The sequence below is a fragment of the Streptomyces sp. NBC_00523 genome, assembly GCF_036346615.1.
Lineage (GTDB): Bacteria > Actinomycetota > Actinomycetes > Streptomycetales > Streptomycetaceae > Streptomyces.
Genome location: NZ_CP107836.1, coordinates 5,922,671 through 5,935,946, shown reverse-complemented (window position 1 = coordinate 5,935,946; position 13,276 = coordinate 5,922,671). Strand labels below are relative to the sequence as shown.

General features: G+C 74.5%; 13 protein-coding genes. 4 read left to right on the top strand and 9 right to left on the bottom strand.

Annotated elements, in window-relative coordinates:
• The 3 genes from OHS17_RS26925 to OHS17_RS26915 form a co-directional block, all read right to left on the bottom strand.
• The gene (locus OHS17_RS26925; RefSeq protein ID WP_330314216.1) at nucleotides 1-996 is read right to left on the bottom strand and encodes a cytochrome P450; all 996 of its coding nucleotides are present in this window, start codon (nucleotides 994-996) and stop codon (nucleotides 1-3) included.
• Between the two features lie 151 nt (nucleotides 997-1,147).
• A complete protein-coding gene (locus OHS17_RS26920) occupies nucleotides 1,148-1,792 on the bottom strand; it encodes a hypothetical protein (protein WP_330314215.1) in 645 nt (214 codons plus the stop codon).
• 31 nt (nucleotides 1,793-1,823) lie between these two features.
• Nucleotides 1,824-2,723 carry a LysR family transcriptional regulator gene (locus OHS17_RS26915; protein WP_330314214.1) on the bottom strand — a complete coding sequence of 300 codons (900 nt, stop codon included), beginning with the start codon at nucleotides 2,721-2,723 and terminating at the stop codon, nucleotides 1,824-1,826.
• An 88-nt stretch (nucleotides 2,724-2,811) separates the two neighbouring features.
• Here OHS17_RS26915 and lpdA point away from each other — a divergent pair, with 88 nt between their 5' ends.
• Nucleotides 2,812-4,233 (top strand): dihydrolipoyl dehydrogenase, encoded by a 1,422-nt coding sequence (lpdA, locus tag OHS17_RS26910; RefSeq protein ID WP_330314213.1) that lies wholly within the window; start codon nucleotides 2,812-2,814, stop codon nucleotides 4,231-4,233.
• A 9-nt stretch (nucleotides 4,234-4,242) separates the two neighbouring features.
• On the opposite strand, the gene OHS17_RS26905 is transcribed toward lpdA, so the two are convergent.
• Complete coding sequence (locus tag OHS17_RS26905; protein ID WP_330314212.1) at nucleotides 4,243-4,809, bottom strand: DUF1707 and FHA domain-containing protein; 567 nt, start codon at nucleotides 4,807-4,809, stop codon at nucleotides 4,243-4,245.
• A gap of 165 nt (nucleotides 4,810-4,974) precedes the next feature.
• On the opposite strand from OHS17_RS26905, the gene OHS17_RS26900 reads away from it, so the two are divergent.
• Both OHS17_RS26900 and treZ read left to right on the top strand, forming a co-directional pair.
• Entirely contained in the window at nucleotides 4,975-5,931 is a 957-nt protein-coding gene (locus OHS17_RS26900) for a GNAT family N-acetyltransferase (protein WP_330314211.1), read from the top strand.
• Nucleotides 5,932-5,996: 65 nt separating this feature from the next.
• Complete coding sequence (gene treZ, locus OHS17_RS26895) at nucleotides 5,997-7,757, top strand: malto-oligosyltrehalose trehalohydrolase (protein ID WP_330314210.1); 1,761 nt, start codon at nucleotides 5,997-5,999, stop codon at nucleotides 7,755-7,757.
• A 17-nt stretch (nucleotides 7,758-7,774) separates the two neighbouring features.
• Here the strand turns inward: treZ and OHS17_RS26890 are convergent, their stop codons facing one another.
• Entirely contained in the window at nucleotides 7,775-8,902 is a 1,128-nt protein-coding gene (locus OHS17_RS26890) for an aminopeptidase P family protein (protein WP_330314209.1), read from the bottom strand.
• Between the two features lie 67 nt (nucleotides 8,903-8,969).
• Nucleotides 8,970-9,581: a nucleoside/nucleotide kinase family protein gene (locus OHS17_RS26885; RefSeq protein WP_330314208.1), complete on the bottom strand. Its 612-nt coding sequence runs from the start codon at nucleotides 9,579-9,581 to the stop codon at nucleotides 8,970-8,972.
• A gap of 60 nt (nucleotides 9,582-9,641) precedes the next feature.
• Between OHS17_RS26885 and OHS17_RS26880 the strand changes: the two genes are divergently transcribed.
• Nucleotides 9,642-10,028 carry a VOC family protein gene (locus OHS17_RS26880; protein WP_018100666.1) on the top strand — a complete coding sequence of 129 codons (387 nt, stop codon included), beginning with the start codon at nucleotides 9,642-9,644 and terminating at the stop codon, nucleotides 10,026-10,028.
• 12 nt (nucleotides 10,029-10,040) lie between these two features.
• On the opposite strand, the gene OHS17_RS26875 is transcribed toward OHS17_RS26880, so the two are convergent.
• The 3 genes from OHS17_RS26875 to tdh all read right to left on the bottom strand — a co-directional run bounded on the left by OHS17_RS26875 (nucleotide 10,041) and on the right by tdh (nucleotide 13,260).
• The gene (locus OHS17_RS26875; protein WP_330314207.1) at nucleotides 10,041-10,940 is read right to left on the bottom strand and encodes a LysR family transcriptional regulator; all 900 of its coding nucleotides are present in this window, start codon (nucleotides 10,938-10,940) and stop codon (nucleotides 10,041-10,043) included.
• 70 nt (nucleotides 10,941-11,010) lie between these two features.
• A complete protein-coding gene (locus OHS17_RS26870; RefSeq protein ID WP_161211242.1) occupies nucleotides 11,011-12,204 on the bottom strand; it encodes a glycine C-acetyltransferase in 1,194 nt (397 codons plus the stop codon).
• Nucleotides 12,205-12,231: 27 nt separating this feature from the next.
• A complete protein-coding gene (gene tdh, locus OHS17_RS26865) occupies nucleotides 12,232-13,260 on the bottom strand; it encodes an L-threonine 3-dehydrogenase (RefSeq protein WP_161211243.1) in 1,029 nt (342 codons plus the stop codon).
• Nucleotides 13,261-13,276 lie beyond the last annotated feature (16 nt).

The following is a 13,276-nucleotide window of genomic DNA, read 5'->3' as shown; positions in this document are numbered from 1 at the left end:
TCAGCCCGGCCGGACGAGGAGAGAGCGCGGGCCCCGGGTCAGCAGGCCCGTGGCGGCCGGGCGGAAGCCCTCCGCCCAGCGGAGCCGGGGCATCGCGTCGAGCAGGGCGCGCAGGCCCTGTTCGGCCTCCAGGCGGCTGAGGGCCACGGCCGGGCAGCCCGCCGGGCCGGTCAGCGCGCGGTCCTGGTCCGGGCGGAACGGGTCGAAGGCGTCCGGCGCCGCGAACCGCCCCGGGTCGCGCGCGGCGGCCCCGACGAGGCAGGCGACGGGCGCCCGCGCGGGGAGGGTGCCGCCGCTGAGGGCGACCTCGGTGACCGTGCGGCGCAGGACGACCTGGACCGGCGGATCGCGGCGCAGCGACTCCGTCCAGGCCCGGCCGGTGAGCGCGGGTTCGATGCGCAGGGCGGCCAGCAGGTCGGGGTCGTCCAGCAGGTTGGCGAGGAGCGAGGCGAGCACGGTCCGGCGCAGGGCGGTGTGCCGGGCGCAGGGGCCGTCACCGGCCGGTGCGGCGGGCAGCCAGCGGCAGAACTCCTCGACCAGGTCGGCCCGGGAGGAGCGGGCGATCCGCCGGGCGAGAACGAAGGCGGTGCGCTCCACGCGCTCGGCGAGGCTGTCCGGGACCGTGCCGGTCACCACGGTGTAGCGGTCGGCGGGCAGACAGCGCGGGCTGCCGTGGCACAGGCCGAGCGGCGCGGGCCCGCCCCGGGGCGCCCCGTCCTGCGGGAAGCCGGTGAACCGGGGGTCGGTGAGGGCGGTGGTCACATCGTCGTACCGGCTGACCAGCCAGGCGCCGAGGGGCACGTCGTAACTGAGCGGGTACTGCTCGCGCAGCATCCGGTAGAAGCGGTACGGGTCGCGGGCCGCGCCGCGCGCGAGGAGGCTGGGCCCGGTGCAGGCCCGGCCGGTCCTGCGGGACCTGGCGGAACGGCCGGCGTGGGCGCGTGGCTCGGGCGAGGTGGTCGGGGCCGGTATGTCTCGGGGCGCGTCTGCCTGCATGGCGGTTCCCCCGGGGCGAGTCGGTGCGCCGGTGGACGGCGCGGTCTCCCTCAGGGCATCACCTGAACGGGCCCGTCGCAGTCGGCGCGCGGCCGTTCGGGTGACGTCGCGGGGGTCGGCGAGGTGGCGGGGCGCGCGCTCCCGGCGCCGCTCAGTCGAGGCTGTCGAAGACGGGCCTCCGGCCCGCGCGACGCCGTACGAATCCGCGCAGACCGGCCAGGAGGGTGAGGCACGTCCAGCCGACGACGCCCATGACCAGCATGCCGAGGCTGTCACCCGGGTCGACGTCGGACGCGGCCGCCATCGGGACGACGCCCTCCGGGTCGCTGATGACCTCGATCCGGTCGCCCACCGCCCAGTCGGGGTCGTCCCCGTCGTAGTTCAGGGTCTCCTTGAGCTCACCCAGGCGCCCTTCCAGGGTGAAGCGGTGGTGGGAGCCGCCGCTCGTGGCGGCGCTGTCGGCCGTGATGCGGGCGGTCTCGCGCACGCCCCGGCCGTCGAGCACGGCCTCGGGCGCGTACTGGACCGAGCCGACGAGCACCAGCAGCGCCGGAAGCGCGGAGAGGGCGGCGAGCCACCAGGCGCAGTGCAGAAAACGCAGGACGATCACGAAGCCGAGGCAGCCGATGAGGCCGGTGACGATGGGGACGGCGACCAGGTCGAGGGCGAGGTAGGAGACGCCCGTGTTGACCGCGGCGATGCCCCAGCCGAGGACCACCACGGCGAGGGTGATCAGGAAGTACGGGCCCCGGCCCACGGTCGGACGCGGCGCCTTCTTCATGTCCACGGCAGTCATCGGGGCAGCATAGACAACCGCCCCGCCCGGCTCAGCGGCCGGTCCGTGGCCCGGACGGCCAGGACGCGGCCAGGAGTTCGGTGAAGGCGGCGGCCGCCCCGGCCTGCTCCACCCGGGAGAAGACCGCGAGCGGACGGGCCCACGGCGGGTCCACGGCGAGCACCGCGCAGTCCTCGCCGACCGCTCCCCGTACGACGTGGGCGGGGGCGGTGGTGACGCCGACCCCGGCCGCCGCCATGCGCACCGCCGTCGAGGTGTGCTCGGTGCGCACCGCCGTACGCGGGCGGAATCCGGCCCGGGCGCAGGCGCGGTCGATGAAGGGGACGCCGTCCACCAGCGGTTCCATGGCGCAGCGCACCCAGAAGCGGTCGGCCAACTCCTGGAGACGGACCGAGGCGCGCCCCGCGAGGGGGTCGTCGAAGGGGACGACGAGGACGATGTCCTCCGCGCCGATGGGGACGACGGGGCCGCTCCAGCGGGCGGGCGGCGGGCCGACGGCGAGGTCGGCGGTGCCCCGTTCGACCCGGTCCTCCAGGGCCTCGGTGGTGGCGTACTCGTGCAGCACGAGGGCGACGCCGGGGTGGGCGGTCCGCCAACGGGCGAAGACCTCGGGGAGGATGCCGACGGCGATGGCGTGGACGGTGGCGATGTGGAGTTCGCCGCCCTGCGCACCGGCGGCGGCGCGCGCCGCGCGGCGGGCCTGGGCGGCGCTGCGCACGGAGCGTTCGGCGTGCGGCAGGAAGGCGCGGCCCATCGCGGTGAGCCGCGCCCCGCGCGGCAGCCGTTCGAGCAGGGGCCCGCCGACGGCCCGTTCCAGGGCCTTGACCTGGTGGGAGAGCGCGGGCTGGCTGACGTGGAGCCGCTCGGCGGCCCGGGTGAAGGACTCCTCCTCGACCACGGTGAGGAAGTACTCCATCTGCCGCAGGCTCATCGCGCCCTCTTCCCATGAGCTCCGTGCATGGAAACCACAGAAACATTGCCTTGGACGCATGGCAAGGACCGGGCGGAGGGTGGGAGCCATGACACAGGACCAGCGGGTGGGGGAAGCGGACGTCGTCGTCATCGGCGGCGGGACCGGGGGCTATTCGACGGCGCTGCGGGCGGCCGGGCTCGGGCTGAGCGTGGTGCTCGCGGAGCGGGACAAGGTGGGCGGGACCTGTCTGCACCGGGGCTGCATCCCGAGCAAGGCGATGCTGCACGCGGCCGAACTGGTCGACGGCATCGCGGAGGCGCGTGAGCGGTGGGGCGTGAAGGCGGTGCTGGAGTCCGTGGACTGGCCGGCGCTGGTCGCCGCCCGCGACGACATCGTGGCCCGCAACCACCGGGGCGTGCAGGCCCACTTGGCGCACGCACGCGTGGAAGTGGTGGCGGGAAGCGCCGAGTTGACCGGGCCGCGCTCGGTGCGGATCGAGGGGTACGGGGAGGTGGCCGCTCGGTGCGGCATCGTCCTGGCGACCGGATCGCGGCCCCGGATGCTGCCCGACCTGACGGCGGACGGGCGGCGGGTGGTGACCAGTGACGACGCGCTGTTCGCGCCCGGGATGCCGGAATCGGTGCTGGTGCTGGGCGGCGGGGCGATCGGGGTGGAGTACGCCTCGCTGCACCGGTCGATGGGGGCGCGGGTGACCCTGGTGGAGGCGGCGGACCGGCTGGTCCCGCTGGAGGACGCGGAGGTCTCCCGCCATCTGACCCGGGGGCTGAAGAAGCGGGGCATCGACGTGCGGAGCGGGACGCGGCTGCTGGAGACCGTGCTCCTCGACGACGGTGTACGGGCCACGCTCCGCACCCCGCGCGGCGAGACCGTGACGGTGGAGGCCCGGCGGCTGCTGGTCGCGGTGGGCCGGGTCCCGGTGACGGACGGGCTGGGACTCGCCGCCGCCGGACTGGCCCCCGATGAGCGGGGGTACGTGGCACCGGCGGACTGGTCGCGGCTGGAGACCCCGGTGCCGGGCATCCACGTGGTCGGCGATCTGCTGCCGCCGCCGTCCCTCGGGCTCGCCCACGCCTCGTTCGCGGAGGGGCTGTTGGTCGCGGAGGCCCTGGCGGGGCGCCGTACAACGGCGGTGGACTACGACGCGGTGCCCCGGGTCACGTACTCGGCACCGCAGACGGCGGCGGTGGGGCTCTCCGAGGCGGCGGCGCGCGACGCGGGCCACGACGTCGTGGTCAACACCCTGCCGCTCACCGCCGTCGCCAAGGGCATGGTGCACGGGCAGGGCGGCATGGTGAAGGTGGTCGCCGAGCGGGACGGGCGGGTGCTCGGCGTGCATCTGGTCGGGCCGCACGTCTCGGAGATGATCGCCGAGTCCCAGCTGATCGTCGGCTGGGACGCGGAACCCTTCGACGTGGCCCAGCACATCCACCCGCACCCGACGCTCTCCGAGGCGGTCGGCGAGTCGTTCCTCACCCTGGCGGGCCGGGGCCTGCACCAGCAGGCGTGACCGGGTGCGTCAGGCGGGCGGCCGGAGCGCCGGGGCGGAGAGCCGGAACATCATGCGGCCGAAGCTCACCTGGTCCCCCTCGCGCACCGGGACCGTGCCGGTGACGCGCTGCCCGTTGACGCAGGTGCCGTTGGTCGAGCCGAGGTCCCGCAGCAGCCAGCGGTCACCGTGCGCGGTCAGCTCCGCGTGCATCCGGGAGACGGTCTCGTGGCTGAGCCGCAGTCCGTTGCCCGGGTCGCGGCCGATGAGCAGGGGGGTCGGGCTGGGGACGGGCAGCAGCAGCTTGGGCAGCCGCTCCGCCCGCCAGGCCCGGCGGACCCGCTCGGGGAAGCCGGAGACCCCGCCGACGACGCGCAGCAACTGCCGCGACCAACGGCCCTCGCGCTCCAGGTCCTTGGTGAGGGCTTCCAGCTCATCGGGGCGGGTGGTCGTCAGCGCCACCTCCATGCGCTGCATGAAGGTGTCCTGGGAGAGCTTGCCCTGGGCGGCGCCCTCCCTGAGCACACCGAGAACACGGTCGCGCTGCGCGTCGGACAGGCGCGCGGTGGGCGTGTGGTACTCGAACGGGGACGTCACGGCTCGATTGTCGGTCCGACGGCCCCGGGGTGTCCAGAAGAACCCCGGTTTCCGGCCCCTCTGACCTGCACCGGATATCCAGGGGCGGCCCGTACGGAACGTTGCTAGGGTCGGCCGCTGCCGTCCGGAGACCGCCGTGACGCGCCCCTTCATCTTGGGAGCCCAGTGCCCGACGCACCGCTTGATCTGACCATCCGTCCGCTGACCGGCCCCGAGGAGCTGAAGCTCTTCCTCGAACTCCCCTACGTCCTCGACCACGAACTGGCCGACGATCTCGCCACGGGCCGCCGTCGCCCGGAATGGATGTGGGTGGCGCTGCGCGGTGACCGCGTGGTGGCACGGATCGCCTGGTGGAGCAGGGACGGCGCGGCGCCGCTGCTGCTCGACTTCTTCGACCTGGACGACACCCTGCCGCCCGCCGCGCGCGAGGAGGCCGGGCTGCGGCTGGCCGAGACCGCCACGGCCGCCGTCGTCCCGGCCGGTGCGCCGCGCCCCGAGTACGGACGGTTCGTGCCGCCCGACTGGCGCGAGGACCCGGCCGTCCGCGAGGCCGTCGAGGCCCGGATCCGGGTCATGGAGCGCACCGGGGCCCGGATGCTCGTGGAGAGACTGCGCCTGGAGTGCCGCGCGGGGACCCCGGTGCCAGCCGCGAGCGGACGGCTGCGGTTCCGGCCGGTGGCGGGGCGCGAGGACCTGCTCGCGCTGATGACGCCCGTGATGGAGGGGACCCTCGACGCGCACGGGCAGCAGGACCTGGCGTCCGGCCTGACGCCGCGCCAGGCCGCCGAGAAGCATTACGACGAGGAGCTGGCCGGGTACGCCACGCCCCGGGAGTGGTGGCGCGTCGCGGAGCTCCCGGACGGTGAGCCGGTCGGCTTCGTGATCCCGGCCCGCAACGACTACAACCCGATCATCGCGTACATCGGTGTGCTGCCCGCCCACCGCGGCCGCGGCCACATCGACGACATCCTCGCCGAGGGGACGCGGATCTTGGCCGCGCAGGACGGGGTGGAGCGCATCCGGGCGGCGACGGACCTCGGCAACGTGCCGATGGCGAAGGCGTTCGCCCGGCTGGGCTACGTCAATTTCGAGCGCGCCTTCGACATGGTGTGGGACGCCTGACGGGCGCCTCGCCTCCGTAGCACCATGGGCCGGGGCGACCGGGCCCGGGAGCGAGGGAGTGCTGCATGTTGTTCGAGGTATGGGCACCCGATGCGGGGTCGGCCGTGCTGCGGCTGGCGGGCGAGCTGCGGCCCATGGAGCCCGATCCGGACCGGCCCGGCTGGTGGACCGTGGAGGCGGAGGCCGCGGACGGCGACCGCTACGGCTTCGCCCTGGACGGCGGTCCGGTGCGCCCCGACCCCCGCTCGCGCCGCCAGCCGGACGGCCCCGACGGCGAGTCGGCGGTGGTCGACCACGACGCGTACGCCTGGCGCTCGGAGTGGGCGGGGCGCGAGCTGCCCGGGGCGGTCCTGTACGAGCTGCACATCGGCACGTTCACCGCCGAGGGCACGTTCGACGCGGCGGCGGACCGGCTCGGCCATCTCGCGGAGCTGGGTGTCACCCATGTGTCGCTGATGCCGGTGTGCCCGTTCCCGGGGGTGCACGGCTGGGGGTACGAGGGGGTGTCGCTGTGGGCCGTCCACGAGCCGTACGGCGGACCCGAGGGACTTAAGCGCTTTGTCGACACGGCGCACGGTCTGGGGCTCGCCGTCGTCCTGGACGTCGTCCACAACCACCTGGGCCCGTCCGGGAACTACCTCCCCGCGTTCGGCCCGTACTTCACCGAGACGCACCACACCCCGTGGGGCGCGGCGGTCAACCTGGACGCGCCGGGCTCCGACGAGGTCCGGGCGTATCTGCTGGGCAGCGCGCTCGCCTGGCTGCGGGACTACCGGCTCGACGGGCTGCGGCTCGACGCGGTGCACGCGCTGGCCGACACCCGGGCGCTGACCTACCTGGAGGAGCTGTCCGCCGGGGCCGACGCGCTCGCCGCCGAGCTGGGGCGCCCGCTGCCGCTGATCGCGGAGTCCGATCTGTGCGACCCGCGCACCACGACCCCGCGCGAGGAGGGCGGGCTCGGGCTGCACGCGCAGTGGAACGACGACTTCCACCACTGCCTGCACACCGCGCTGACCGGTGAGTCCCAGGGCTACTACGCGGACTTCGCGGCCGCCCCGCTGGCCGGGCTCGCCAAGACGATGACGAGCGCCTTCTTCCACAACGGCACGTACTCCAGCTTCCGGGGCCGTACGCACGGCCGCCCCGTCGACGTCACCCGCAGCGCCGCCCACCGCTTCGTCGGCTACGCCCAGACCCACGACCAGATCGGCAACCGGGCCCTCGGCGACCGGCTCGCCGCCTCCCTCTCCCCCGGGCTGCTGGCCTGCGCGGCGGCCCTCGTGCTGACCGGCCCCTTCACGCCGATGCTGTTCATGGGCGAGGAATGGGGCGCCCGCACCCCGTGGCAGTTCTTCACCGACCACACGGACCCGGAGCTGGCGGAGGCCGTACGCACGGGCAGGCGGCGGGAGTTCGGGGCGCACGGCTGGGCGGAGGAGGACATCCCGGACCCGCAGGACCCGGCCACCCGGGCCCGCTCCTGCCTGGACTGGGACGAGCTCCACCACGAACCGCACGCCCGGCTGTACGCCTGGTACCGCGAGCTGATCGCCCTGCGCCGCACCCTGGCGGACCTGCGCGACCCGGACCTGGCGAGCGTCAAGGCCGCGTACGACGACGGGGCGCGGTGGCTCGCGCTGCGCCGGGGCGACCTGCGGATCGCGGTCAACCTCGACGCGGAGCCGGCCGCGATCCCGCTGGGCAACGGGCGGCACCGGGGCGGTCCGGGGCGGGTGGTGGCCGCGTGGCTGCCGGTGGACCCACCGGGCCCGGACGGGATGCTGCACCTGCCGCCGGAGTCCTGCGTGGTCCTCGCCGACGACTGAGGCGAAGGGCCGCCGGGCTACTCCACGATGGCGAGTTCGCGGGCGGTGGCGTTGAGCCGGCGCCCGCCGTCCTCGGTGACGGTCACGATGTCCTCGATCCGGACGCCGAACCGGCCCGGCAGATAGATGCCGGGCTCCACCGAGAAGCACATGCCGGGCACCAGCGGCTGCTCCTCGCCCTCGATCATGTACGGCGGTTCGTGGGTGGTGACGCCGATGCCGTGGCCGGTGCGGTGGATGACGCGTTCCCCGTAGCCGAACTCGGTGATGACCGCGCGGGCGGCCCGGTCGATCTCCTGGCAGGCGACGCCGGGGCGCACCGCCGCGCAGCCCGCCTGCTGCGCCTCGCGCACGATGTCGTGGACCCGCTGCTCCTCGGCGGTGGGCTCGCCGACGTGGACGGTACGGGAGGTGTCGGAGCCGTAGCCGTGCTTGAGGCCGCCGAAGTCGAGGACGACCATGTCGCCCTGCTCGATGGTGCGTGTCCCCGCCTCGTGGTGCGGGTTGGCGCCGTTGGGGCCGGAGCCGACCACGGTGAAGTCGACCTGGGAGTGCCCGTGTTCGGTGAGCAGCCGGGCCAGGTCGGCGGCGACCTCGGTCTCCTTCCGGCCGGAGAAGCGGACCTTCAGGATCTTCTCGTACGCGGCGTCGGCGGCGGCCCCGGCGGCGGCGAGCCGGTCCAGCTCGTGGGCGTCCTTCACCGCGCGCAGCATCGGGAGCGCCTGGGTGAGCGAGGCGTACGAGGAGTCGGGCAGCCGCTGCTGGAGGCCGAGCAGGTGCATCGCCCAGGCGTTGTCGCTGATCCCGAACCGGCCCCGCGCCTCCAGCAGCGGGGCGGTGACCTCGTACGGGTCCTTGCCGTCCGTCCAGTCGCGCAGGGTCAGGGCGGGGGCGCCGACGGCCTTCGCCGCGTCCGGCGCCTCAAGGGTCGGCACGACGAGGACGGGGTCGCGGTCGGCCGCGAGGACGAGGAGGGTGAGGCGTTCGGTGATCGCGGTCGGCTGGTAGCCCGTCAGGTACACCAGGTCGGGGCCGGGCGCGACCAGCACCCCGGCGAGCCCGGCCGCGGCGGCGCTCTCGGCGGCCCGTGCCATCCGGGCCCGGTAGTCGTCGGCGGTGAACGGCACGGGCTGGTTCGTGGGCATGCGGGCCTCCTGACGGCACGGAACGGCCCTCCCATCCTGCCCGCCCGCCGGTGCGCGCGCGAGCGGGTCAGCGGACGACGAGGTCGGCCCGGTCGCGGCCGGCCGCGACGAGCCGGGCGTTGGCCTCGTCGGACCGCGCCACCCAGCGCTCGGCGTCGGCCCGGGCCTTTCCGTACCGCACATGCCGGGCGACCAGCCGGGGCACGCGCACCGCGTCGTCCGGGTCCAGGTACCACGCCTCGTCCAGCAGCCCGCGGACCGGGGCCCAGGGCCCTTCGTCGTACAGCAGGTAGTTGCCCTCGGTGACGACGAGCGGGACCTCCGGGGATACGGGGATCGCCCCGGCGACCGGTTCCTCCAGGGTCCTGTCGAAGGCGGGGGCGTACACGACGGTGCCGGGCTCGGGGGCGCGCAGGCGCCGGAGCAGGGCCACGTACCCGGCGGCGTCGAAGGTGTCGGGCGCGCCCTTGCGGCCGGTCCGGCCGAGGCGTTCGAGCTCCGCCCCGGCGAGGTGGAAGCCGTCCATGGGCACGACGACGGCGAGCGGCCCGAGCGCGTCGGCGATCCGCCCGGCCAGGGTCGACTTGCCGGCTCCGGGCGGCCCGGCGATGCCGAGGACGCGCCGACTGCCGGTGCGGGCGAGGCGGTGCGCGCGGGCGGTGAGGTCGGGGAGGTCCATGCGGATAGTGTCGCGTCCGGGCGGGCGCCCCGTCCCCCCACCCGCACCGCGAGGAGTTCCATGGCCCACATCGCCCTGGTCACGCTGGTCGTCCGCGACTACGACGAGGCCCTTTCCTTCTACACCGGGGCCCTCGGCTTCGAGCTGGTCGAGGACACCGACCGGGGGGACGGCTCGCGCTGGGTGGTGGTGCGGCCCCGGGGCACCGAGGGCACGGGGCTGCTGCTGGCCCGCGCCAAGGACGAGGCCCAGGCGGCGAGCGTCGGCGCGCAGACCGGGGGCCGGGTCGGCTTCTTCCTGCACACCGAGGACTTCGCGGGCGACCACGCCCGGATGACGGCGGCCGGGGTGCGCTTCCTGGAGGAGCCGCGCCACGAGGTCTACGGCTCGGTCGCGGTCTTCGAGGACCTGTACGGCAACCGCTGGGACCTGCTCCAGCCGGCGTGACGGGGCCGCCCCTCAGCCCGCCGCGCCCGCCAGCGCTTCCAGGACCGGTGCGATCAACGGGTGGGCCTCGGCGCCCCGGCGCACCGCCGCGAAGACCCGGCGGGTGGGGGCGGTCCCGCGCACCGGGCGGACCACCACACCGGTCAGGGCCATGCCGCGGAGGGCGGTGCGCGGCACCAGGGCCACTCCGGCGTCCGCACCGGCGAGGGCGACGACCGCGTGGAAGTCGTCCGAGGAGTGTTCGAGGTTCGGTGCGAAACCGGCGTACTCGCAGGCCAGGACCACCACGTCGTGGCAGGGGTTGCCCGGGTACGGCCCGATCCAGGCGTCCTTGGCCAGCTCGGCGACGGCCACCTGCTCCTGGCCCGCCAGCCGGTGCCCCACCGGGAGCACCGCGTCGAACGGCTCGGAGTAGAGAGGGACGCGGGTGAGCCGGCGGTCGTCCTCGCCGGGGGCGCCCCGGTACTCGACGGCGACGGCCACATCGACCTGCCGGTCCAGGACCATGGGGACGCTCGCGTCGCCCTCGGCGTCCTGGACGCGGACCTTGATGCCGGGGGCGGTCCGGCTCAGCGCGGCGATGGCGGGGGCGAGCACCAGGCCGATGCCGGTGGCGAACGCGGCGACCGTGACCGTACCGGCCTCGCCGGAGCCGTACGCGGCGAGCTCGGCCTCGGCCCGTTCCAGCTGGGCCAGGACCGCGTTGGTGTGGGTGAGCAGGATCTCGCCGGCCGGGGTGAGCCTGGCGCCGCGCGAGCCGCGTTCGACCAGCCGGTGGCCGGTCTCCTGCTCCAGGGCGGCGAGCTGCTGGGAGACGGCGGACGGGGTCAGGTACAGGGCGGCGGCCGCGGCGGTCACCGTGCCGTGGTCCGCCACGGCACGCAGGACGCGCAGCCGCCGGGCATCGATCATGTGCCCATTGTCCCAGGTCGCGGGCCCAGGTCGCGGGGGCGCCCTGACCGCCCCCGCGACCAGCCGGGGACTAGCCCTCCAGCTCGGCGCGCGCCGCGACGAACGCGTCGACCGCGCGGTTCACGTCCTCCGTGGAGTGCGCCGCGGAGAGCTGGACGCGGATGCGGGCCGCGCCCTGGGGGACGACCGGGTACGAGAACCCGATCACGTACACACCGCGCTCCAGGAGCAGCTCCGCCATCCGGCCTGCCTTCGCCGCGTCCCCGATCATGACGGGGGCGATGGCGTGGTCGCCGGGCAGGATGTCGAAGCCGTTCTCGGTCATCCGGGTACGGAAGAGCGCGGTGTTGGCGTTGAGCCGCTCGCGCAGGTCGCCGGCGGACTCCAGGAGGTCGATGACCTTGAGCGAGGCGGCGGCGATGACCGGGGCGAGCGAGTTCGAGAAGAGGTACGGGCGCGAGCGCTGACGCAGCAGGGCGACGATCTCGGCGCGGGCCGCCACGTAACCGCCGGAGGCGCCGCCGAGCGCCTTGCCGAGGGTGCCGGTGATGATGTCGACGCGGTCCATGACGCCGTGCAGCTCCGGCGTACCGCGCCCGCCGGCGCCGACGAAGCCGACGGCGTGCGAGTCGTCCACCATGACCATGGCGTCGTAGCGCTCGGCCAGGTCGCAGATCTCGCGCAGCGGGGCGACGTAACCGTCCATGGAGAAGACGCCGTCGGTGACGATCAGCCGGCGCCGGGCCCCGGACGCCTCCTTGAGCTGCTTCTCCAGGTCGGCCATGTCCCGGTTGGCGTAGCGGAAGCGCTTGGCCTTCGACAGGCGGATGCCGTCGATGATCGAGGCGTGGTTGAGGGCGTCGGAGATGACCGCGTCCTCGGCGCCGAGGATCGTCTCGAACACGCCGCCGTTGGCGTCGAAGCAGGAGGAGTAGAGGATCGTGTCCTCCTGGCCCAGGAAGGAGGAGAGCCGCTGCTCCAGCTCCTTGTGGACCTCCTGGGTGCCGCAGATGAAGCGGACCGAGGCCATGCCGTAGCCCCAGCGGTCCAGCGCCTCGTGCGCGGCGGCGATCACCTCGGGGTGGTCGGCGAGACCCAGGTAGTTGTTGGCGCAGAAGTTCAGCACCTCGCCGGGGCGGCCCCCGGCGGTGACGGCAACGGTCGCGGACTGCGGGGTGCCGATGACGCGCTCGGGCTTGTGCAGCCCGGCCGCCTCGATCTCTTCGAGGGTGGTGCGCAGATCGTCGCGTACGGAGTCGAACATGCCGGATTCCTTAGGGAGGTGAGGAGGTCAGACGGTCCAGTCGAGGATGACCTTGCCGCCGCGCCCGCTCGCCGCGTCGTCGAAGGCCGCCTCGAAGTCGCGGTAGCCGTACCGGCCGGTGATCACGGGGGCGAGGTCGAGACCGCCCTCCAGCAGGACGGACATGGCGTACCAGGTCTCGTACATCTCGCGGCCGTAGATGCCCTTGACCGTGATCATCGAGGTGACGATCCGGGCCCAGTCGACGGCGAACTCCTCGGCGGGGAGGCCGAGCATGGCGATCCGGCCGCCGTGCGTCATGTTCGCGATCATGTCCCGCATCGCCTCGGGGCGGCCGGACATCTCCAGGCCGATGTCGAAGCCCTCGCGCAGGCCCAGCTCCTGCTGGCCGTCGGCGATGGTGTGCTCGCCGACGTTGAGCGCCAGGCTGACGCCGACCTTGCGAGCCAGCTCCAGGCGGGCCTCGCTGACGTCGGTGATGACGACGTTGCGGGCCCCGGCGTGCTTGGCGACGGCGGCGGCCATGATGCCGATCGGACCGGCGCCGGTGATCAGGACGTCCTCGCCGACGAGCGGGAAGGACAGCGCGGTGTGGACGGCGTTGCCGAACGGGTCGAAGATCGCGGCGACGTCGAGGTCGACGGGGACCCGGTGCACCCACACGTTGGACGCGGGCAGCGCGACGTACTCGGCGAAGGCGCCGTCACGGCCGACGCCGAGGCCCAGCGTGGAGCGGCAGAGGTGGCGGCGGCCGGCCAGGCAGTTGCGGCACTTGCCGCAGACGAGGTGGCCCTCGCCGCTGACCAGGTCGCCGACGGCGATGTCGGCCACGTCCGCGCCGATCGCGGCGACCTCGCCGACGAACTCGTGGCCGAGGACGAGCGGGGTGGAGATGGCCTGCTGCGCCCAGCCGTCGTAGTTGCGGATGTGCAGGTCGGTCCCGCAGATGCCGGTGCGCAGGACCTTGATCAGTACGTCACCGGGGCCGGTCTCGGGCTCGGGGACGTCCATCAGCCAGAGTCCGGGCTCGGCCTTCTGCTTCACGAGTGCCTTCACGGCTGCGGCTCCCTGT

What these genes read in the sequence shown, in the direction of transcription:
- OHS17_RS26925 (WP_330314216.1), bottom strand. Translation starts at nt 996, where the DNA reads ATGCAGGCAGACGCGCCCCGAGACATACCGGCCCCGACCACCTCGCCC.
- OHS17_RS26920 (WP_330314215.1), bottom strand. Translation starts at nt 1,792, where the DNA reads ATGACTGCCGTGGACATGAAGAAGGCGCCGCGTCCGACCGTGGGCCGG.
- OHS17_RS26915 (WP_330314214.1), bottom strand. Translation starts at nt 2,723, where the DNA reads ATGAGCCTGCGGCAGATGGAGTACTTCCTCACCGTGGTCGAGGAGGAG.
- lpdA (WP_330314213.1), top strand. Translation starts at nt 2,812, where the DNA reads ATGACACAGGACCAGCGGGTGGGGGAAGCGGACGTCGTCGTCATCGGC.
- treZ (WP_330314210.1), top strand. Translation starts at nt 5,997, where the DNA reads ATGTTGTTCGAGGTATGGGCACCCGATGCGGGGTCGGCCGTGCTGCGG.
- OHS17_RS26890 (WP_330314209.1), bottom strand. Translation starts at nt 8,902, where the DNA reads ATGCCCACGAACCAGCCCGTGCCGTTCACCGCCGACGACTACCGGGCC.
- OHS17_RS26885 (WP_330314208.1), bottom strand. Translation starts at nt 9,581, where the DNA reads ATGGACCTCCCCGACCTCACCGCCCGCGCGCACCGCCTCGCCCGCACC.
- OHS17_RS26880 (WP_018100666.1), top strand. Translation starts at nt 9,642, where the DNA reads ATGGCCCACATCGCCCTGGTCACGCTGGTCGTCCGCGACTACGACGAG.
- OHS17_RS26875 (WP_330314207.1), bottom strand. Translation starts at nt 10,940, where the DNA reads ATGATCGATGCCCGGCGGCTGCGCGTCCTGCGTGCCGTGGCGGACCAC.
- OHS17_RS26870 (WP_161211242.1), bottom strand. Translation starts at nt 12,204, where the DNA reads ATGTTCGACTCCGTACGCGACGATCTGCGCACCACCCTCGAAGAGATC.